Origin of the sequence: Bacillus sp. SJ-10, from assembly GCF_002843505.1 — a bacterium.
GTDB lineage: Bacteria > Bacillota > Bacilli > Bacillales > Bacillaceae > Bacillus > Bacillus velezensis.
Window position 1 is genome coordinate 725,846 of sequence record NZ_CP025258.1, and the last position, 20,041, is coordinate 745,886.

17 protein-coding genes are annotated in these 20,041 nt (G+C 45.9%); 15 read left to right on the plus strand and 2 right to left on the minus strand.

What is annotated here, in order from left to right; translation table 11 throughout:
* The 5 genes from walK (at position 1) to CXL14_RS03825 (ending at position 6,102) form a co-directional block, all read left to right on the plus strand.
* Entirely contained in the window at positions 1-1,836 is a 1,836-nt protein-coding gene (walK, locus tag CXL14_RS03805) for a cell wall metabolism sensor histidine kinase WalK (protein ID WP_004393106.1), read from the plus strand.
* Positions 1,826-3,184, plus strand: coding sequence for a two-component system activity regulator YycH (gene yycH / locus CXL14_RS03810; RefSeq protein WP_014419341.1), 1,359 nt, complete (start codon positions 1,826-1,828; stop codon positions 3,182-3,184). Before walK ends, yycH begins: the two co-directional genes overlap by 11 nt.
* Positions 3,171-4,010, plus strand: a complete 840-nt coding sequence (locus CXL14_RS03815; protein WP_014419340.1) for a two-component system regulatory protein YycI — start codon at positions 3,171-3,173, stop codon at positions 4,008-4,010. Before yycH ends, CXL14_RS03815 begins: the two co-directional genes overlap by 14 nt.
* Before the next feature lie 14 nt (positions 4,011-4,024).
* On the plus strand, positions 4,025-4,819 hold the full coding sequence (locus tag CXL14_RS03820; protein ID WP_007407895.1) for an MBL fold metallo-hydrolase: 795 nt from the start codon (positions 4,025-4,027) through the stop codon (positions 4,817-4,819).
* 86 nt (positions 4,820-4,905) lie between these two features.
* Entirely contained in the window at positions 4,906-6,102 is a 1,197-nt protein-coding gene (locus tag CXL14_RS03825; RefSeq protein WP_053285279.1) for a S1C family serine protease, read from the plus strand.
* Between the two features lie 387 nt (positions 6,103-6,489).
* Here CXL14_RS03825 and CXL14_RS03830 read toward each other — a convergent pair whose 3' ends face one another.
* Positions 6,490-7,401, minus strand: a complete 912-nt coding sequence (locus tag CXL14_RS03830) for a PepSY domain-containing protein (protein ID WP_017418499.1) — start codon at positions 7,399-7,401, stop codon at positions 6,490-6,492.
* 213 nt (positions 7,402-7,614) lie between these two features.
* Here CXL14_RS03830 and CXL14_RS03835 point away from each other — a divergent pair, with 213 nt between their 5' ends.
* The 7 genes from CXL14_RS03835 to CXL14_RS03865 all read left to right on the plus strand — a co-directional run bounded on the left by CXL14_RS03835 (position 7,615) and on the right by CXL14_RS03865 (position 15,866).
* Complete coding sequence (locus CXL14_RS03835; protein WP_014419337.1) at positions 7,615-8,298, plus strand: response regulator transcription factor; 684 nt, start codon at positions 7,615-7,617, stop codon at positions 8,296-8,298.
* Entirely contained in the window at positions 8,295-9,713 is a 1,419-nt protein-coding gene (locus tag CXL14_RS03840) for a sensor histidine kinase (protein WP_014419336.1), read from the plus strand. Before CXL14_RS03835 ends, CXL14_RS03840 begins: the two co-directional genes overlap by 4 nt.
* Before the next feature lie 231 nt (positions 9,714-9,944).
* Entirely contained in the window at positions 9,945-10,952 is a 1,008-nt protein-coding gene (locus tag CXL14_RS03845; protein WP_014419335.1) for a ThiF family adenylyltransferase, read from the plus strand.
* On the plus strand, positions 10,949-12,271 hold the full coding sequence (locus CXL14_RS03850; RefSeq protein ID WP_014419334.1) for a periplasmic substrate-binding domain-containing protein: 1,323 nt from the start codon (positions 10,949-10,951) through the stop codon (positions 12,269-12,271). The genes CXL14_RS03845 and CXL14_RS03850 overlap by 4 nt, the downstream gene beginning before the upstream one ends.
* 18 nt (positions 12,272-12,289) lie before the next feature.
* Positions 12,290-13,480 carry an MFS transporter gene (locus CXL14_RS03855; protein ID WP_012118887.1) on the plus strand — a complete coding sequence of 397 codons (1,191 nt, stop codon included), beginning with the start codon at positions 12,290-12,292 and terminating at the stop codon, positions 13,478-13,480.
* Positions 13,481-13,507: 27 nt separating this feature from the next.
* A complete protein-coding gene (locus CXL14_RS03860; protein WP_007614956.1) occupies positions 13,508-15,133 on the plus strand; it encodes an ABC-F family ATP-binding cassette domain-containing protein in 1,626 nt (541 codons plus the stop codon).
* A gap of 13 nt (positions 15,134-15,146) precedes the next feature.
* Positions 15,147-15,866 carry a cupin-like domain-containing protein gene (locus tag CXL14_RS03865; protein ID WP_007407887.1) on the plus strand — a complete coding sequence of 240 codons (720 nt, stop codon included), beginning with the start codon at positions 15,147-15,149 and terminating at the stop codon, positions 15,864-15,866.
* 45 nt (positions 15,867-15,911) lie between these two features.
* Here CXL14_RS03865 and CXL14_RS03870 read toward each other — a convergent pair whose 3' ends face one another.
* The gene (locus tag CXL14_RS03870) at positions 15,912-17,327 is read right to left on the minus strand and encodes a sigma-54 interaction domain-containing protein (RefSeq protein WP_053285281.1); all 1,416 of its coding nucleotides are present in this window, start codon (positions 17,325-17,327) and stop codon (positions 15,912-15,914) included.
* A 174-nt stretch (positions 17,328-17,501) separates the two neighbouring features.
* On the opposite strand from CXL14_RS03870, the gene CXL14_RS03875 reads away from it, so the two are divergent.
* From CXL14_RS03875 to CXL14_RS03885, 3 genes are all read left to right on the plus strand, one after another.
* Positions 17,502-17,789, plus strand: coding sequence for an autorepressor SdpR family transcription factor (locus CXL14_RS03875; protein ID WP_015240946.1), 288 nt, complete (start codon positions 17,502-17,504; stop codon positions 17,787-17,789).
* Positions 17,786-18,421: an SdpI family protein gene (locus tag CXL14_RS03880; protein WP_053285282.1), complete on the plus strand. Its 636-nt coding sequence runs from the start codon at positions 17,786-17,788 to the stop codon at positions 18,419-18,421. The genes CXL14_RS03875 and CXL14_RS03880 overlap by 4 nt, the downstream gene beginning before the upstream one ends.
* 229 nt (positions 18,422-18,650) lie before the next feature.
* Entirely contained in the window at positions 18,651-19,856 is a 1,206-nt protein-coding gene (locus tag CXL14_RS03885; RefSeq protein WP_004393130.1) for an ornithine--oxo-acid transaminase, read from the plus strand.
* Positions 19,857-20,041: the final 185 nt, after the last annotated feature.

Below are 20,041 nucleotides of genomic sequence, written 5' to 3' on the forward strand. Positions count from 1 at the left end.
ATGAATAAGGTTGGTTTTTTTCGGTCGATTCAGTTTAAGATCACGCTGATCTATGTGCTTCTCATTATCATCGCCATGCAGATTATCGGCGTGTACTTTGTGAAACAGGTGGAGAATTCTCTTCTCAAGTCCTATGAATTATCGTTAAATCAGCGGATTGACAATCTATCCTATTATATTGAGCAGGAATATAAAGGAGATAATGACAGCACCGTTATTAAAGATGATGTCAAACGGATTTTGAATGATTTTACGAAGAATAATGAAATACGGGAGATTACATTTGTTGATAAAAGCTATGAGGTCGTCGGTTCTTCGAGGCCTTATGGCGAGGAAATAGCGGGGAAACAGACGACTGACCCGATTTTTAAACGGATTTTCTCAACAAAACAGGCCTATTCAAAAAAATATTATGATCCTAAAAGCAAAAACAGAGTGCTGATTTCAGCAAAACCTGTCGTCACAGAGAATCAGGAAGTTGTCGGCGCGATTTATGTCGTGGCCAGTATGGAAGATACCTTTAACCAGATGAAAACCGTCAACTCTATTCTTGCTTCAGGAACAGGCTTAGCCCTTGTTCTGACGGCTCTTCTCGGTATTTTTCTCGCCCGCACCATTACCCATCCGCTGTCAGATATGCGTAAGCAGGCGATGGAACTGGCAAAAGGAAATTTCTCCAGAAAGGTGCGGAAATACGGGCATGATGAAATCGGTCAGCTCGCAACGACATTCAACCATCTGACGAGAGAGCTTGAAGATGCCCAAGCCATGACGGAAGGGGAGAGAAGAAAGCTTTCTTCCGTTATCGCGTATATGACGGACGGTGTCATCGCAACGAATCGCAACGGGGCTATTATTCTTTTAAACAGCCCTGCGCTTGAGCTGCTGAATGTTTCACGTGAAACGGCTTTAGAGATGCCGATTACGTCTTTATTGGGCATAAAAGAGAACTTTACATTTGAGGATTTAGTAGAACAGCAGGATTCAATGCTGCTGGAGATCGAACGTGACGATGAAACGACTGTACTGCGGGTGAATTTTTCCGTTATTCAGAGAGAGCACGGAAAAATCGACGGTTTAATCGCGGTTCTTTATGATGTCACCGAACAGGAAAAACTCGATCGGGAGCGCAGAGAGTTCGTTGCCAACGTGTCTCATGAGCTGCGGACACCGCTGACGACCATGCGAAGCTATTTAGAGGCGCTTGCAGAAGGCGCGTGGGAAAACAAAGATATCGCTCCGCGTTTCTTAATGGTGACCCAAAATGAGACTGAGCGCATGATCAGATTGGTGAACGACCTGCTTCAGCTTTCTAAATTCGACAGCAAAGATTATCAGTTTAATCGGGAGTGGATTCATATGATCCGCTTTATGTCACTGATTATCGATCGTTTTGAAATGACGAAAGAACAGCATGTCGAATTTATCCGCGAGCTTCCGGACAGAAATCTGTACGTGGAGATTGATCAGGATAAAGTGACGCAGGTTCTCGATAATATCATTTCTAACGCACTGAAATACTCACCGGAAGGCGGACATGTCACTTTCTCAGTCGATGTGAATGAGAAAGAAGAGCTGCTTTATATCAGCGTAAAAGATGAAGGTATCGGCATTCCGAAAAAAGATGTGGAAAAAGTCTTTGACCGTTTCTACAGAGTGGATAAAGCGCGCACGAGAAAACTCGGCGGCACCGGGCTCGGCCTTGCGATTGCAAAAGAGATGGTTCAGGCTCACGGCGGAGACATTTGGGCCGACAGTGTAGAAGGCAAAGGAACGAAGATTACATTTACTCTTCCATATAAAGAAGAGCAAGAGGATGATTGGGATGAGGCGTGAAAATATAAAAACAGTCATACTGTCAGTGCTGGTCGTCATTAGTCTTGTTTTAACATGGGGAATTTGGACATTCCAGCCCAATTTTTCAGAAGGCACGGCCTCAACCAAATCGACTGTCCGGGAAAAGCATAAAATTGATAAAACGAGCCAAAAAGTGTCACAAACGGTAAAACCCCGGGATATGTTTATTCATACAAACGGCTCTCATTACAAAGTGAATGATGAGACGCTCTTTAATGACCTGTGGGCGGATTTGCCGCAATGGGAAGTAAAAGGGATGAAGGATATTTCCGATCAATACGACAAGCTCGGTTTTAAAAATTGGCTTTACGGCAGAAACGGCAATTCGGCAAAGCTCGATCTGCAATTCAATGACACCATTCCGATTGATTTCTTCCAAACGATGTTTAAATGGTCGAATCCGTCAATGGAATACAGCTCATTTGACCATATTGTCATTCCGTTTAATGAGAATAAGACGAATAAGAAGATTTACATGGTCTCATACAGCAAGCAGCTGATTTTGGAAGTGACTGTGGAATCGGCGAATTACCGCAATCTGATGAATGAGCTGTACAGCAAAAAGTCGAGTATGCCGTTATACCACCTCTATTCGGTCGGAAAAAGCAAAGAATTTCTCATGCCGAATGCGCGGTTTAATATGAAGGAAAAAGAATTTATCACGGAAACCATTAAGACGAACCTGTTTAAGCAGACGCTTTTTAATGATCCGAGCACGGTCAGAGAAGACCCGAATTACAATCGGAATGTGCTGACTGACGGAATCAGCCGTCTGGAAATCAATTCGACACAGCGGCAGATTCAATTCCAGCATCGGAACCTGGCACAAAGCGCTTCTTATCAAACAGGCGAGCTGATTAAGAAAAGCTATAAATATTTAGAGGATACGGGAAGCTGGACGGATCATTATCAATTTTTCAATGTGAGTGATAACCAGCAGCTGAGTTTCTACATGTTTAAAGACCAAATGCCCGTGATCAACAGCACGTCTAAGCCTTTCGGATCCGGACCTGTTTTGACCCTGCAATGGGCCAATGACGAGGTTCTCAGCTACAAGCGGCCGAACTATGTTCTCGGACCGAATCCGATTAAAACAAAAGACGTAAAAATGATGAACGGCAATGAGGTTGTGTCTCTGCTGGAGCAGCAGGATAAATACGACGTGAATAAAATCGACCAGATCTTCCTGTCCTATCAAATGGTCTCTTCATCAACGAATGATCTCGTTGAACTGGAACCCGTCTGGAGTATGAAAATCAACGGGAAGATCGTCCCGATTACGAAAGATCTGCTGGGGAAGGAGGAGGACGATAATGGAGTGGAATAAGACAAAAACGATCTTCATCATTGCCTTCCTCATCCTCGATATTTTTCTCGGCTATCAGTTTTTTGAAAAACGCTCGAGCAGTGAATACGAAGTGATTAAAAATTCAAATGTGGAAAAAGACATGGAGATGGATCATATCACTTTCGGCAACCTGTCCTCTGATTCCGCGACGGGCTACCGGCTGACGGCGGGCCAAAAGGTATTTACCGCCGAAGATATTGATGCTTTGAAAGATCAAAAGCCTTTAATGGAGATGCCGGCGGATGATCACAAGGTTACGACGCTGAAAATGAAATTTACCGATCCGGTCGGTTTATCGAAGCAAAAAACGCAGGAGGATGCGGAATCGCTCGTCAGCTCTAAAGTAACCGGCGGTGAAAAATATAAACTGTGGAAAGTCGACAAGGATAAAAAACAGATCATTTTTTACCAGATGTATGACGGCCAGTTTATTTATCAGGATTTTGACTCGTCCACGGATGCGATCGGACAGGTGATTCTGCATCTGAACGATAAAAACGAGGTCGTATCTTACGAGCAGACCATGCTGGAGTCATTCAAGCGAATCCAGACGGAGAGCCTGATTCCTGAGCTGGATGCGGTCGAATTATTGTATTCTCAAAATTACTTAAAAGCGAATTGCGCCGTTAAAAGCGTTAAGTTCGGCTATATTGCCCAATATCCGCTGACAAGTACGCAGGTGCTGGCGCCGGTATGGAGAATTACAATTGAAGATAAGTCAAAAGGGACGAAGAAAAAGACACTGCAAACGTACACTGTGAACGCATTGGAAAGCACAGTCATTGATAACAATCAAAATAAATAATGGAGTGAGACACAATGGGCTTGCAATTTAGCGTGCTTGCGAGCGGGAGTACCGGAAACGCGTTTTATCTGGAGACAGAGGAGCACTCTTTTCTGGTGGATGCCGGCCTGAGCGGTAAAGCGATGGACGGGCTGATGGAGAAAATCGGCCGCAAGATAGACGACGTCGACGGCATCTTTGTCACTCACGAGCACAGCGACCATATTAAAGGGCTCGGCGTCATTGCGAGAAAGTACGGTCTTCCCGTCTACGCGAATGAAAAGACGTGGAAAGCGATGGAGAATCAGATCGGCAAGCTGGATACCGGACAAAAGTTTTTGTTCCCGATGGAAAGCGTGAAATCCTTCGGCGGGCTTGATGTTGAGTCATTCGGCGTCTCTCATGACGCGGCCGAGCCGATGTTTTATGTTTTCCACTACCAAGGCAGAAAGCTCGCGCTGATGACGGACACCGGGTATGTGAGCGACAGAATGAAAGGCATTATCCGTTCGGCCAATGTGTTTGTGTTTGAAAGCAACCATGATGTCGGCATGCTGCAAATGGGCAGATACCCTTGGAGCATTAAGCGGCGGATTTTAAGCGATGTCGGCCACGTCTCGAATGAAGACGCGGCGCTCGCCATGACTGATGTCATCGGCGACGGCACATCGCGCATCTATTTGGCGCATCTGAGCCAGGACAACAATATGAAGGAACTGGCGAGAATGTCCGTGCAGCAGACATTGGCTGCGAAAGGATTTGTCGCCGGGGAAACGTTTCAGTTATTTGATACCGATCCGAAAATCCCGACGCCGCTGTGCGCCGTGTAATTTTTCCAAATGAATCATGATTATTAATCCGCGATCTGACCCACACTATAAGCAAATCGAGTACTCTTGAAAGGATTTGAAATAGGGTGGATTATAATCGCGATGATGAACAGTACGCCTCCGAACAGCCCCGCCGCAGCAAGAGAGGGTACTTTCTATCAAGTCTGATCGGCGTCATCGTCGGGGCCGCGCTCATGGCTTTCCTGCTGCCGTACTGGACAGGCGGAGACCATGGAGAAAGCAGCAAAAGCACCAGCCAGCGTCTCGGCAGCGAACAGGTGAAAACAGTCAACGTCAATGTCAACGATGCTGTCACGAATATGGTCAGCCGTGTATCAGGTTCGGTAGTCGGTGTTCTCAATATCCAAAAGACCGATATTTGGGGAGAGGGCGGCGAAGCGGGAAGCGGATCGGGCGTCATTTACAAAAAGAACGGAAACACTTCTTATATCGTAACCAATCACCATGTCATTGCAGGTGCGACTGAAATTGAGATCAGCCTGAAGGATGGCTCACGCGTGCCTGCTGAGCTGATCGGGAGCGACCGTCTGATGGATCTCGCCGTGCTGAAGGTGAAGTCTGATAAAATCAAATCGGCCGCCCAGTTCGGCAATTCTGATCAAGTCAAAGTCGGAGAACCGGTCATTGCGATCGGAAATCCGCTCGGGCTTGAATTTGCGGGATCAGTGACACAGGGGATCATTTCAGGCACGGAAAGGGCAGTGCCCGTTGACTCAAACGGCGACGGACAGCCGGATTGGAATGCGGAAGTGCTGCAGACCGACGCCGCGATTAATCCCGGCAATAGCGGAGGCGCTTTGATGGATATATCGGGCAAGGTGGTCGGCATCAACTCAATGAAGATCGCTGAATCCGCCGTTGAAGGCATCGGCCTGTCCATCCCGTCAAAGCTTGTCATTCCCGTTATTCAGGATTTAGAAAAATACGGAGAAGTCAGACGGCCTTTCCTCGGTATTGAGATGAAATCCTTAACGGATATTGCGAGCTACCATTGGAGCCAGACGCTGAAACTTCCGAAAGGCATTAAAACCGGGGCGGTCATTATGGGTGTCGACGCGTTTTCACCGGCCGGAAAAGCGGGTTTGAAAAAGCTCGACGTGATTACCGGGTTCGACGGACATAAGGTCAATGACGTTGTGGATCTCCGTGAGCGCCTGTATCGCAAAAAGATCGGCGACCGTGTGAACATCACGTTCTACCGTTCGGGAAAGAAAAAAACAGCGGAAGTCAAACTGACAGAAGCGGATCGATTACAGAAATAAAAAAACAGCCCGGATTTCCGGGCTGTTTTTTATTGATTTATTTGTTAATATTATACTATTATGAAAACGGGGAGGTGAAACACATGAAAACGGCTGATGTGATCATCGTATTGAATGAAATTGAAGGTGAATGTGAAGGAAGAATTATTTTAGAATGCAGAATTTAAGAAAATGAAACATGTCATATCAAACGTCCTTTTTCAGGGCGCTTTTTTTATGCCTTTTTTCAGAAGCCATAAAAAAAGAACTGAACGTGGGTCACAACACGTTCAGTTAAAAATGGGTATATTTAGAAAAGGTAGACATGAACTTAGAACTTTGTGATTGAAACAGACTGGTGCTGCTGAATTGAAGCGGCAGATGAAACTGCCGGCAGCTTATTTTTTGTTATTTACAGATGGCTCCGTTTTGAGCGTTTACTTTCACCGTTTGTTCCGTATGGTTTTGGGCAGTGATTTTCACGATGTACTTGTAGACGCCGTTTTCTTTCTTCATTTCAGACGATTTCACAGCGCCTTTGCAATGGCTGAGCGCGATGGAATGCGCTTTTTTAGAAGCGATCATCACTTGTTTTTTCTGCACTTCTTCTTTCAGGATTTTTCCGCTTTTGCCGTCCATGTGGAGCGTATGAAGCTTGCCGTCCTGGCCGAATATGCTGACAACATAGACTGATACGCCGTTTTCTTTTTTCATTTGAGCGGATTTCACAGCGCCTTTGCAATGGCTGAGTGCGAACGATTCCGCTTTTGCACGGGTCATGTGTTGCTGGTTATTCTTTATATCATGTTTGACGATTTTGCTGTTTTTACAATTGATATGGAATGTGTGAAGCTTCCCGTCTTGTCCTGACACCTGAACCACGTAAACCATAGCGTTATGTTCGGTCTTCAGCTCAGAAGACTTCACTGTTCCTTTGCAATTCTTCACGGCGATTTTTTCAGCGCCGGATTTTGAAATGAATTGCTGTTTCTTTTCAATTTGGTGTTTCACGACTTTTCCGCTGGAGCTGTTGACATTGACGGTGTGCTGCTTTCCTTTTACGTCAAGGACGTTGACAACATATACGTAAGCGCCGTTGACTTTTTTCATTTGCGCTGATTGAACGGCGCCTTTGCAGCTGCAGTTTTTCAATGCGGTCTCTTTCGCTTTAGAGATAGAAACGGAAGCCTGCTGTTTCGTTTCCACTTTCGTCTGCGCTGCGTCATCCTTATGAATGACAGCCGCATGCGCTGAAGTTAAAGAACTGATTGAAAGTATGGTCCCCAGTGCAGCTCCTGATAAAACTTTTGTAATTCCCATCATATATTCCTCCTTAAACATTTCATTGTTGGCTTCCCAACTAAGGCTTATTGTAAAGACCCAAACTGAAAACAACATGAATCTAAGCTGAAAACTTCCTGAATTCAGCGGATTTTCAGCTTAGATTCAGTTTTGTTTCAGATAAAAGCGAATAATAGAAGGGGAAGCGAAAAAAATAAACACAGGCTGATACATCTAAGGAGAGACTGCATCATGGATAAGTTGAAAGGCATCAAGGTGCTGATTGTAGACGACGAGCCCGCCATCATTGATTTTTTAACGATGGGGCTTGTCAATGAAGGGTTTGAAGTGATGTCCGCGGCAGACGGGATGTCGGCGATGAATCTTGTGAAAACATTTCAGCCTCATATTGCCGTTTTGGACGTGATGATGCCGGGAATGGATGGGCTTGAGCTGTCAAGGATGCTTAAGAAAACAAGCAATACCGCCATCATCATGCTGACCGCGAAGGATGAAGTAGAGTTTCGCGTAAAGGCGCTGATTGAAGGCGCTGATGATTACATGATCAAACCGTTCAGCTTTGAGGAGCTGCTTGCCAGAATTTACGCAAGAATCCGCAACCAGTTTCCGCATCTTTTCGATGAGGTGGTGCTCGGCCCCTTCCGAATCGATGACCGGAGCAGAGAGATTTTTTACAATGAACAGCCTTTGAAGCTGTCCGCCACCGAATATGAACTGCTGAAATGTTTAGTGCTCCACCACGGAACGGTTCTCAGCAAAACGAGGATTCTCGATCAGGTATGGGGCTATGATTTTTACGGGGAAGACAATATCGTCGAGGTGTACATCCGTTCTTTGCGCGAAAAGCTGAAGGACAAAGAACACAAGGTGATTCGCACGGTTCGGGGCGCCGGGTACAGGGTGGATCTGGCATGAAACGGCTGTACAGAACCCTGCGATTCCAGCTCCTGTTCAGGTCACTGGCGATTTTGGCCTTGCTGTTATGTTTCATCGGCGGCACTCAGTACATGTTTATGACACGGACGATGTATGAAAATCAGGCGATCAGCATTCAGAGTTATATCAATTCAATGGATCAAAGCGTATGGAGGTCAATCAAAACCCTTGCCCGTTCCGAAACATCGGCTCATCCGAATTTGATTTACCCCGGGGTGACGGTTGCTTTTATCAATCAATCATACAAGATGTCTGTTTTATCAGAAGACCCGCACGCGGGGGCCGCTCCTTCTTTTCCGAAAAAAGTGTATCAGGATGCGCTGACAGATACAATGGCGCTTCACTATCAGGTGGCTCACAATAAGGCGGGTGAGGAAATCATCGTCGTGTTTCAGGCGATTTCCGTTGACGGCAGGCAGGCGGGAGTTGTGCAGATGAGCACGCTGACCCAGCCTCTGAATGATTCGCTTTTCCGCCAGATCAGCATTTTCGCGGTGCTTTCCTTTGCGGCTTTGGTCATCGGACTGTTTGTTTTCTTGCCGGTGATCCGGCTCACACTCAAGCCGCTGTCCCGCATTGTGCGTATGATGGGTGACATTAATGCCGGCAGTCTCGATAAACGGCTGCCGATCGATAGGAAGCAGGCCGAAATTGAGTCATTGGGCATCTCCATCAATCAGATGCTGGAACGGATTGAAACCTCTTTTCAGGCGGAAAAAGAAGCGAAGGAACGAATCCGGCAGTTTGTATCAGACGCATCACATGAGCTGAGAACGCCGCTTACCTCCATTCACGGCTTTATCGAAATTTTAATGCGCGGAGCGGCGGAGAAGCCGGAGCAGAAAGAAAAAGCGCTTCAAAGCATGTACACAGAATCCGCCAGGGCAAATAAGCTGATAGAGGATCTGTTATTTCTCGCGAAGATTGACCGGGTGCCGATCTTTGAAATGAAAAAAGGCGCATTGGGAGACGTCATTTTGGAAATGGAGGCTCAGCTGAAGCTGCTCGCGAGAAACCGGAAGCTCGAGTTCTTTGTCGATCAAAAGATAGAAGCCGTTTTTGACAAAGACAAAATGAAGCAGGTCATTCTCAATCTATTTTACAATGCGGTGCAACATACGGATGAAGACACGGGTGTCATCACCGTCTCCCTGCAGAAAGACGGAGGAATCATGCTTATGATTGCGGATAACGGAACGGGAATCGCTCCGGAGCATGTGCCTCATTTGTTTGACCGGTTTTACAGGGCGGAAACCTCCCGATCCCGTCAATCCGGCGGCGCGGGGCTGGGTCTTGCCATTACCAAAACCATTATCGACAGCCATAACGGAACAATTGAAGTGAAAAGTGAGCAGGGAAAAGGCTCCGTGTTCATCATCCGGCTGCCGGGATAAACCGGGAAGCAGGAAGAAATATCACAATTTATATATAAATTCTAAATTTTCAAAAAATAACTTGTCCTTTTCCAATATTGATGATAATATCTAGTTATTGGTAAAGGGGGTGTGTACTGATGAAGATTGAAGAACTTGATCTTGATACAGAAACAGCAAGCTTGGTGCATCGCTGCTAGTAAAGCCGTGACTCCCCTCATTGGGGAGTTATTATCTTTCAGGGGGTATGTCATGATGTCAACGGACTGTAAGCGCTGGAAGTTTAAAGACAGCGTGCAGGTGCTGATCTACACGGCGCATATTATCATTCAATATCGAAAGGCGATTAAGCTTGCGCATACGAGTGAGATCAAAGAGGCGGTTGAACGGCTGATCACCGGCTGTGAAAAACAAGAGCTTTCTGATCTTCTGGGAGAGGAAGCGGGAAACCAGTTTTTCGATGCGTTAATGAAATTGGATGCTTTAATAGAGCCATGGCAAAACGGCCGTGAAGGCCGCATCACTGAAAAGCAGCTGTACCATTTTGAGAAATACAACCAAAACCCCAATCTGATCCAAAAGAGATTAGACGGCAGCAGGGCAGCGATCGTGGGTCTGGGGGGCGTCGGAACGATCATTCTTCAAAATCTTTTGGCGGCGGGCATGCAGCATTTTATTCTCATTGATTTCGATGCCGTATCAGTACATAACCTGAACAGACAATTCGTCTATAATAAATCTTCTGTAGGCAAATTAAAGATCTCAGAATGCAGAGATTATATTGCGGGTATCAATCCCCATGCGGACGCAGCACTTTACCATCAGGAAATTACACAGCCGCAGGACCTGCGTGTGTTAGATCCGTACGAAATTGATATCGTCATAAATGCCGCTGACAAACCCCATAACATTTCTGAATGGGTTTACCGGTATTGTAAGGAGCGGAATATCGCGTTTATGACCGGGGGTGTCGGCAGCTTCAGCGGCCAATGGGGGCCTCTGCTCACGCCTGAATCCTATCAATCCGGCGTCACTTATGAAAAAAACATGCCGGCCGGACTTCTGAACTGTTACCCCGATGAACCGATCAAAGGTTCCTTAGGAGCGACAAACGGTATTATATCCTCGTTTATGTCTCATGACATTATCACATACCTTGCAGGCGGAAGCCCGAAATCCCTGAATACCCGCATCGGCCTGGACTTTGACGGCCTTCATATTACAGAAACGAAGCTTTCTCAAAAGGAAAGCGCTTTATGAAGACGATGCATCGTACGGCGAGAAAACCGGGCGACCCTCTGAAAATAGAAATCGACACAAGCCCGATACGCTTGAACCCATTAGATACGCAGGATTACACAAGCAAGATGATTTGCAGCATTATGTATGAAAGCCTGCAGGACGGCTATAACTGCCGGATTATCCGCAAAGATCCCCGCACCTGTCAGGTGGACATTCACCCGGACTATTTAGGTGACGCCGAGGGTGTGGTTCAAACGATCATCTATCATCTGACGAAAGAAAATCAAAGCCCCCATCTCGGCAGTTTCCTGAACATAAAACAGGCCGTTCCGTATGTAAAAGGCCTCGTCTCATCCGATCAGCTCGGGGTGAACGTAACGGGCGAAAAACGCTTTGAAGTCACCTTAGACGAGCCGTCTGATGAAATAGAATCCGTTTTGCAGAGCAGCTTTCTGATTCCGGCGACCGCCGGGGGCGATGTGCCGGAAAACGGCCCGTACCGATTCAAGCGAACGTTTGAGAAGGGGCTGGAATTTGAGCGGAATCCGCAATATAAAATGACGCCCGCGGATCACCGCACGGTTCAGACCATCCAATTTATTTTGAATGATGATCTGGAAAAAAGCATCGGGCTGTACGAAACGAATCAAACGGACGTGACCTGCCACACCCAGTTTCATCATTTAAACATGAGGTATCGGCAATATGCTGATTTTAAAGAAAATCATTTGCCGATGTTATTTACCTTCAAGGTAAAGGACGACATGCTGAGAACTTTCATTCAGCATTATTTTGATAAACAAAAGCTGGCCGGGGATTTGGGGCATATCATCACACCGACTGATTCACTGATCGGTATATGGGAAAGCGGGAGGACACCGCAGAAAGATCCGCCCCTTTTGACAAAAGAAGAACCGGTCCGAATCGTTTATGCCGATTATTATCCCAACGGAGAGATCATTGAAAGGCTGGCTGATCTGTTTCGGCGGGCCGGAGCGGACGTATCCGTCTCCCGCGTCAGTCATTTCAATGATTATTACCATATGGATAAAAGCGGGTTTGATATTGAGCTCCATTTGTTCCTGCCGGCTTACATGCATGAGCTGAGCTATATCAAATATTTCATCCGCGACATCAGCGATCCAGAGAAGAAAAAAACGATCATTGATGCCATAGGATCTGAAAAAAAGAAGGAACTTTTTGGGTTATTCGAGAATACAACTCATTATTGCCCAATTTGTTTTGGGAAAAGTCTGTATCTGCAAGATCCATGTATAGAGGGTTTTAGTGTAAAGACTGACGGGCTCCTTTCTGTTCATGATGTTAAATGCAGATAGCTGGAAAGGGGTATTCATTTGCGGAATCGAAATTTGCTTTACTTCTCCGGTTTTTTCGGAAACTTCTTTTTCGAACGGGGAATTTGGATTTTATATTTAACAAGCATGAATTATTCATTGTTTCTTGTGGGCATCCTGCAATCGGTCCTGAATTTGGCGATGTTTCTGGCGGAAGTGCCGAGCGGCGTCATCTCGGACAGAATCGGGAGAAAAAAATCGCTCTTGCTCGGCCATTTTATGGTCATTATCTATTTGGTGATGTTCCTGAGCTTCCATAACTTCATCGCCCTCTTCATCGCCCATATTATATACGGTATCGGGCTGACGTTTATATCAGGAACGGATCACGCCTTTTTGTTTGATTCACTGAAAGAACAAGGGAAAGAAAAGTGGTACGGCAAATCCATCGGAAATTATAACGGACTTGTCATACTCGGTCTTGCGATTGCCATGGGCATCGGCGGCTACTTGCAGGAAATATCATGGTCGTATGTGTTTATCGCCGGGATTGTCACTCAGCTGATTGCGATGGCGGTCATTACACAGCTGACGGAAATCAAATTTGAAAACAGTGAACACGAAACGCAGACGGTCGGTGACATCTTAAAAGAAGTCAAAGATTTCTTCAGGCTGAACAAAGCCTTTAAATATCTGGTGCTGTCACTCTCCGTTTTCTTTGCGATTACATCGGTTTTTTATATGTACGGACAAGATTTGTTAAGTCAGGAAGGGCTGTCCGTGCGCAATATATCCATTATTTTTGCGGGACTCTCCATCTTGCAGGCGCTGTGCTCCATCTTTTCTTCAAAGCCGGCGGAAAAATTCACGCCGAGGCGCGTGCTTCTGCTGACATTCTGCATCATCGGGGCGGCCTATCTGTTTATACCTTCGGGCAGTCTGTACGTGACGATTGCAGCTTTTGTCGTCATTAACGCGCTCTATGATGTGATAGAACCCGTATCCAGTCAGGTGGTGAATAATGAGATTCCGTCCAGAACGAGAGCAACGCTGCTGTCCATTATCAGTTTGATGACCTCGCTCTTCATGTTCATTGCCTTTCCGTTTATCGGATTCTTAACGGACTATTTTGATTCAGCTTTGCTGCTGACCGCAATCGGGGTATTATCCATCTTATTGTCGCTGTTTATGATGCTCAGCTTTTACAAACTGAAAGCGAGCGTCGCCATCCAGAATAAAGTCGAGCTTTGAACCAGAATGACAAAGGGATGATGTGAGTTGCTGAATATTCATAATCTTACGGTAAATTTAGCGGGAGATACCATTTTCAAACAAGTTTCTTTTTTCATCAATGAAGGCGAAAAAGTGCTCGTGGCCGGGCCGAACGGTTCCGGCAAAAGCACGCTGTTCAGGGTGCTTTCCGGAGAGCTTGAGGCAGATGAAGGAACGATTGCGATCAACAAAGGGGCGAAGGTCGGTTTGCTGAAGCAGATCGCTGATCCCCATGAGGATCTGACGTTGTATCAATATCTGGAAAAATCGTTTGAAGCTCTCGCGGCGATCCAGAAGGAAATGAAGGCCATTGAGCTGAAGCTTTCGGAACCGATGAGTGATGACGAGCTGACTGCTTTATTGGAAAAGTACAGTCAATACACGGAAACATTTGAGCGGAACAACGGCTACCAGATGCATGCGATGATTGATGAAGTATGCAATGGGCTCAGCCTCAGCGAATTAAAGGATCAGCCGTTTTCAAAGCTGAGCGGCGGCGAAAAGACAAAAGCCGGCCTTGCTGAAATTTTAATCCGCAACGACGACGTTATACTGCTGGACGAGCCGACCAACCATTTGGACGTCCATGCGATTGAGTGGCTTGAAGGGTTTATTAAAAAATCGAACAAAACCATTCTGTTTACGACCCACGATAAAACGTTTGCCGATCAAACGGCGATGAAGGTGCTCGAGATTGACGATACCGAGGTGAAGATTTGGCCTTACGGATTCAGCGAATACTTGAAAAAGCGGGAAGAATTCATCATCGCCCAGTTTGAGAAATATGAAGAACAGCAGAGAAAAATACAGAAGATGAAGGAATCCATCGCCCAGCTGAGAGATTGGGCCAACCGCTCGAATCCGCCGTCTGTCGGCCTGCACAGACGCGCGAATAATATGGAAAAGGCGCTGAAAAGGATTGAGCTGATCAATAAGCCGGTCCGGACGGAGCAAAAATTAAAAAACGCATTTCAGGAAGCGGGCGCCGGTTCAAAAGATATTGTGTTCATTGAAAACGGAAAGGTGACCAACGGATCTTCCCTTTTATATCAAAATGTGAACCTGCGCATAAAGCATAAAGACAGAATCGGCATCGTCGGCAGAAACGGCGTCGGCAAAACAACGCTGATCCGCTGCATCATCGGGGAAAGAGAACTGTCGGACGGCACCATTAAAGTGGGGGAAAATCTTAAGATAGGCTACATTGATCAAAAGAGCCACGTCGGAGATTCGAGTCAGACGATTCTGCAATTCTTTAAAGAAAATCTGCTGACTGAAGAGGGCATGGCCCGGAATATGCTGGCCAAGTACGGATTTTACGGGTCGTCGGTCTTTAAAAAACTTTCCGTCCTGTCGGGCGGTGAAAGAATCAGGCTGAAGCTGTCCATCTTAATGGAAAAAAAGCTGAATGTCCTGATCCTGGATGAGCCGACCAACCACTTGGATATTGAATCTCAGGAAATTCTCGAAAACAGCCTGATGCAGTTTCAAGGCACCATCATCTGCGTTTCTCACGACAGAAACCTGCTGGAGAAGTTCAACAAGATTTTCTGGCTTGAGAATCAAAACGTCACCATCTTTTCAGGTCCATACAGTTACGCCAAACAAAAAAAACGGCAGATTGCCGAATAAAAGGGGAATGGATATGACCATTGACAGACTGACAATCAATGAGTTATCGTACGATCTTTTTGTAAGCGAGTATGCTGATAAGAAACCTTTTATTTTGACGGGGGCAATGGATCACTGGGAATGCAGGCCGTGGACGCTTGAATACATTGATGAACACTATGGAGACAGAATGGTCACCATCCGGAAATCAGATATCGAAGGGGTCAAAACGTTTAAACAAGTAAAGCTTTCCAACTATATCGAGTACATTGATCAGAATGATGACAAATGGTACTGTGACTGGAATTTTACGCAGCTGAACCAAAATGACTTAGACCTTGTCTATTCCGCACCCGAGTATTTTACAAAAGACACATTGAGAGCGGATGAAGAAACGGGACGGGACTGGAAATGGTTCTTTCTCGGTTCTAAGCAGACAGGCACGCCGCTGCATCAGGATTTTAACAACACGCACGCGTGGAACGGCGTCATCTTCGGGGAGAAGGAATGGATCTTCTATCATCCGGACGACTCTCCGTATTTGTACGAAGGAAATATCAATGTCTTTGATGAAAAAGACATTGAGCAAAAACCGCTGGTGCAAAAGGCGTCTCCGATCCGCTTCAGACAAAAGGCGGGAGAAATCATTTACGCGCCGCGCCATTGGTGGCATCAAGTCGAGAATACGGAACATACATTGGCAGTGAGTGAGAACTTTTGGTTTACCGGAGAGCGGCTTGCCAATCAGATATAACCTGACGAAAGGCTGAGGAGCATCTCAGCCTTTTTTTGTATGGATTCATTTCATCCGGTCCAGACCGAATTTTTTCAGGCGGTATTGCAGGCTCTGTCTGCTGATTCCGAGCTCGTTTGCCGTTTTGGATATGTTATTGCCGTGTTTTCTCAGGGTTTTTTCGATCATGTATTTTTCGAAGTTTTCCATTTTGTCTTTTAAATCGGTGCCGGGCTGGGTGCTTGCGGCGGCTTTGCTTTCCGTGTCAGCGGGTTTGATTTTCATCCGGTATTGGTAAGGCAGGTGGGCCGCCGTAATCGTCGTTTCATCCGTCATAAAGTTCATGGCGCCTTCAATCATATGTTCAAGCTCGCGAATGTTGCCCGGCCAGTCATATTCCAGGAAGAATCGCTGCACATCGTCACTGATCGAATCGACATGCATTTGGAACAGGTGGTTGTTTTTCTGGATAAACACTTCGGCCAGAGGCAGAATGTCTTCCTTGCGCTCCCGGAGCGGGGGAATGATCAGCGTGACAACGCTTAAGCGGTAGTATAAATCTTTGCGCAGCCGCTCTTCTGAAATGGCGGTGATCGGGTCTTCATTCATCGTGGCGATGATGCGGACGTCAATCGGTTTGTCCTGAGCTGATCCGATGCGCCGGATTTTCTTTTCCTGCAGGGCGCGGAGCAGTTTTGCCTGCAGGCTGAGATTGAGAGAGTTGATCTCATCAAGGAGCAGGGTGCCTCCCTGCGCCTGCTCAAATAAGCCGGGCTGGTCGATGGCTCCGGTAAAGGCGCCTTTTTTCGTGCCGAATAAAATACTTTCGACCAGACTATCCGGCAGGGCGGCGCAGTTTTGTGAGATGAACGGGGCGCCTGAGCGCTGGCTGCCGTTGTGAATGCTTTGGGCGAACAGTTCCTTGCCCGTTCCCGTCTCGCCGGCCAAAAGAACGGACGATGACGTACGGGTTGCCCGTTTCGCGTTTTCGATGACTTCCCGAATGACCGGGCTGTTGCCGAGAATGCTGTCAAACGTGTAGCTGTTCTGTTCTTTCCTGTGCATGTTCTCCCTGATCAGCCGTTCGAGCTTGGTGACGTCCTTGGCGATCTCCACGGCGCCCTTGATCTCGCCGTTTTGCACAATCGGGAAGGTGTGGTTGATCGTCGTGATTTCCTGGCCTTTGTTATTAAAATAGCTTTGCTTCACGTTTTTAATCGTTTTGCCTTCTTGAAGGGCCTGAACGAGCGTGCTGTCCTGCTGATTGGAAAACATAAATACATCAGTCAGGTTTTTATGCAGGACGTCCCGTTCATCCATATCTTCAATCTGCATCATTTTCTTATTGTAAATGACGGTGCTGCCCTTCTCGTCCACCACATGCAGCCCGACATCAATCTCTTCCAGAATGCTTTGTAACACGAGTGTGTAAAATTCGCTGGTTGTGTGCAGGTCAATTCCCCCTCTCAATCGTCTTAACATTCATTATTTTAAAATAAATCGAACAGGAAACGCAAAAAAATTTTGCGCTTGAACGATATTTAAAAATAAATGGAAATTTAGTTAATAAAACCATTGAATTTTTTAGGAAAATGGTTGATATTTAGATATATACTTAAATATCTAAATCATGTACGTATGAGAGGGGGAAAGTTTTTGAATAAAGCTTTTAAAGCACTGGCCGATCCTACAAGGAGAAGAATTTTGGACTTATTAAAGAAACAAGACATGACAGCTGGTGAAATTGCGGAACACTTCGACATGTCAAAACCCAGTATTTCTCATCACCTTACCATATTGAAAAATACTGATTTGGTTCACGATGAGAGGAAAGGCCAATTTATTATGTATTCATTAAATACCACTGTATTACAGGATCTTATAGGCTGGTTCTTTTCTCTGACTGATTCAGAACATGATAATAAGAAAGGCGGGGAATCATGAAAAAATATTTCTTTTCAGCAGGAATCATAGTTTTAACTGTTTTCACATGGGCTTTCACATATTCATCTTTACCGGACAATTTGGCGACACACTGGGGATTAAACGGAAGCGCAAATGATTACACTTCTAAATTTAATGCAATGGTGATGCTTATTGGCATCATGATTATTCAATATATTTTAATGGTTATCATCCCTAAGATTGATCCTAAAAATAACTACAAAACATTTATCCGGCCATATATGGCTATATTTAATACATTGTTTGCGGTTCTGTTTGTCATTAATCTGATGACCATCTTGACCGGCCTGGGATATGATCTCCCTATATCTTATTTAGGAAACTTTATAGTGGGAGTCATTTTCATGGTGTTTGGAAACTTTATTCAGAAAGTTAAGCCTAATTACTTTTTAGGGATAAGAACGCCTTGGACGCTGAGCAGTGAAAGAGTTTGGAAGGATACACACAGGGTTAGTTCGAAAATTTTTGTCTTAGCGGGCATACTCATGATGCTTGCAGCTTTTTTGCCGCCGGTGTATAGAGTGTCAGTCATTTTCATTGCGGCAATCGGCTGTATTATATTATCTTTACTATATTCTTACATTGTATATCAGAGACAATTGAATAAATAACTGTTGAGTAGGAGCAATCTAATTGGATTGCTCCTATTTTGTCAGCGGAAAACGCAAAAAAATTTTGCGCTTGGCTGAAGTTTGCACGCAAACTGCCGGAAAATTTTGCGGGAAAAGAAAGAATGCTGGCGAAACATCCCGTTTTTTCGGATTGGCACGGAACTTGCTTTATAAAAAGGGAAAGCAAGATCTAATGTTGAATGATTACAAAACAAGGGGGAATCAGATTATGTCAGCTTTCACAAAATCTCAAGAAATTATCAGCCAAACTTCACATTACGGCGCGAACAACTATCATCCTCTGCCGATTGTTATTTCCGAGGCGCAGGGTGTTTGGGTAAAAGACCCTGAAGGTAATCAATATATGGATATGCTGAGTGCTTATTCTGCGGTGAACCAGGGGCACAGACATCCGAAGATCATTCAGGCGCTGAAGGATCAGGCGGATAAAATCACTCTGACGTCACGCGCGTTCCATAATGATCAGCTCGGTCCGTTTTATGAGAAAACAGCCAAGCTGACCGGAAAAGATATGATTCTGCCGATGAATACGGGGGCGGAAGCCGTTGAATCCGCTGTCAAAGCGGCGAGACGCTGGGCATATGAGGTCAAAGGAGTAGCGGATAACCAGGCGGAAATCATTGCGTGTATCGGCAACTTCCACGGCAGAACGATGCTTGCGGTATCCCTTTCTTCAGAAGATGAGTATAAACGCGGTTTCGGACCTATGCTTCCGGGTATAAAATTAATTCCATACGGAGACGCAGAAGCGCTGCGCCGGGCGATTACGCCGAACACAGCCGCTTTCTTATTCGAACCGATTCAGGGAGAAGCGGGCATCGTCATTCCGCCGGAAGGATTTTTACAAGAAGCGGCAGCCATTTGTAAGGAAGAAAATGTACTTCTGATCGCTGATGAAATTCAGACGGGACTCGGCCGCACAGGGAAAACATTCGCGGTTGACTGGGAAAATATCGTACCGGATATGTTCATCTTAGGCAAAGCACTCGGCGGGGGCGTCTTCCCGATTTCGTGCATCGCGGCGAACCGTGACATTCTCGGCGTGTTTAACCCGGGTTCCCACGGCTCGACATTCGGCGGAAACCCGCTCGCTTGCGCGGTATCGCTCGCATCTCTTGAAGTCCTTGAGGAAGAAGGGCTGGCAGAGCGTTCCCTTCAGCTTGGCCGTTATTTTAAAGAAGAGCTTGAGAAAATTGATAACCCGATCATAAAAGACGTGCGCGGACGCGGCCTGTTTATCGGCGTTGAACTGACAGAAGCGGCCCGCCCTTATTGTGAAAAGCTGAAAGGCGAAGGGCTTTTATGCAAAGAAACACATGATACCGTGATCCGTTTTGCACCGCCGTTAATGATTTCCAAGGAAGACTTGGACTGGGCGATCCAAAAGATCACAAACGTGCTTCAAAACGCGTAAAACCTTGATGCGGCAATGCTTTCCCTCGGCTTGTATGGAATTTACAAATAAAAAATTCAGCACACTCTATTTGCGCGGCGACAGTATTTTAGTATAATGTATCTTTATGTACGAAAATGAATTTAATATAACATTCATATACAAATAGAGGCTCTTTGGACAGCAAATCGGTTTCAAAGCACCGG

Bases quoted from the DNA above. Each gene is read 5' to 3' on its own strand.
- walK (WP_004393106.1), top strand. From the start codon at position 1: ATGAATAAGGTTGGTTTTTTTCGGTCGATTCAGTTTAAGATCACGCTG.
- yycH (WP_014419341.1), top strand. From the start codon at position 1,826: ATGAGGCGTGAAAATATAAAAACAGTCATACTGTCAGTGCTGGTCGTC.
- CXL14_RS03815 (WP_014419340.1), top strand. From the start codon at position 3,171: ATGGAGTGGAATAAGACAAAAACGATCTTCATCATTGCCTTCCTCATC.
- CXL14_RS03820 (WP_007407895.1), top strand. From the start codon at position 4,025: ATGGGCTTGCAATTTAGCGTGCTTGCGAGCGGGAGTACCGGAAACGCG.
- CXL14_RS03830 (WP_017418499.1), bottom strand. From the start codon at position 7,401: ATGGGAATTACAAAAGTTTTATCAGGAGCTGCACTGGGGACCATACTT.
- CXL14_RS03835 (WP_014419337.1), top strand. From the start codon at position 7,615: ATGGATAAGTTGAAAGGCATCAAGGTGCTGATTGTAGACGACGAGCCC.
- CXL14_RS03840 (WP_014419336.1), top strand. From the start codon at position 8,295: ATGAAACGGCTGTACAGAACCCTGCGATTCCAGCTCCTGTTCAGGTCA.
- CXL14_RS03845 (WP_014419335.1), top strand. From the start codon at position 9,945: ATGATGTCAACGGACTGTAAGCGCTGGAAGTTTAAAGACAGCGTGCAG.
- CXL14_RS03850 (WP_014419334.1), top strand. From the start codon at position 10,949: ATGAAGACGATGCATCGTACGGCGAGAAAACCGGGCGACCCTCTGAAA.
- CXL14_RS03865 (WP_007407887.1), top strand. From the start codon at position 15,147: ATGACCATTGACAGACTGACAATCAATGAGTTATCGTACGATCTTTTT.
- CXL14_RS03870 (WP_053285281.1), bottom strand. From the start codon at position 17,327: ATGTTAAGACGATTGAGAGGGGGAATTGACCTGCACACAACCAGCGAA.
- CXL14_RS03880 (WP_053285282.1), top strand. From the start codon at position 17,786: ATGAAAAAATATTTCTTTTCAGCAGGAATCATAGTTTTAACTGTTTTC.
- CXL14_RS03885 (WP_004393130.1), top strand. From the start codon at position 18,651: ATGTCAGCTTTCACAAAATCTCAAGAAATTATCAGCCAAACTTCACAT.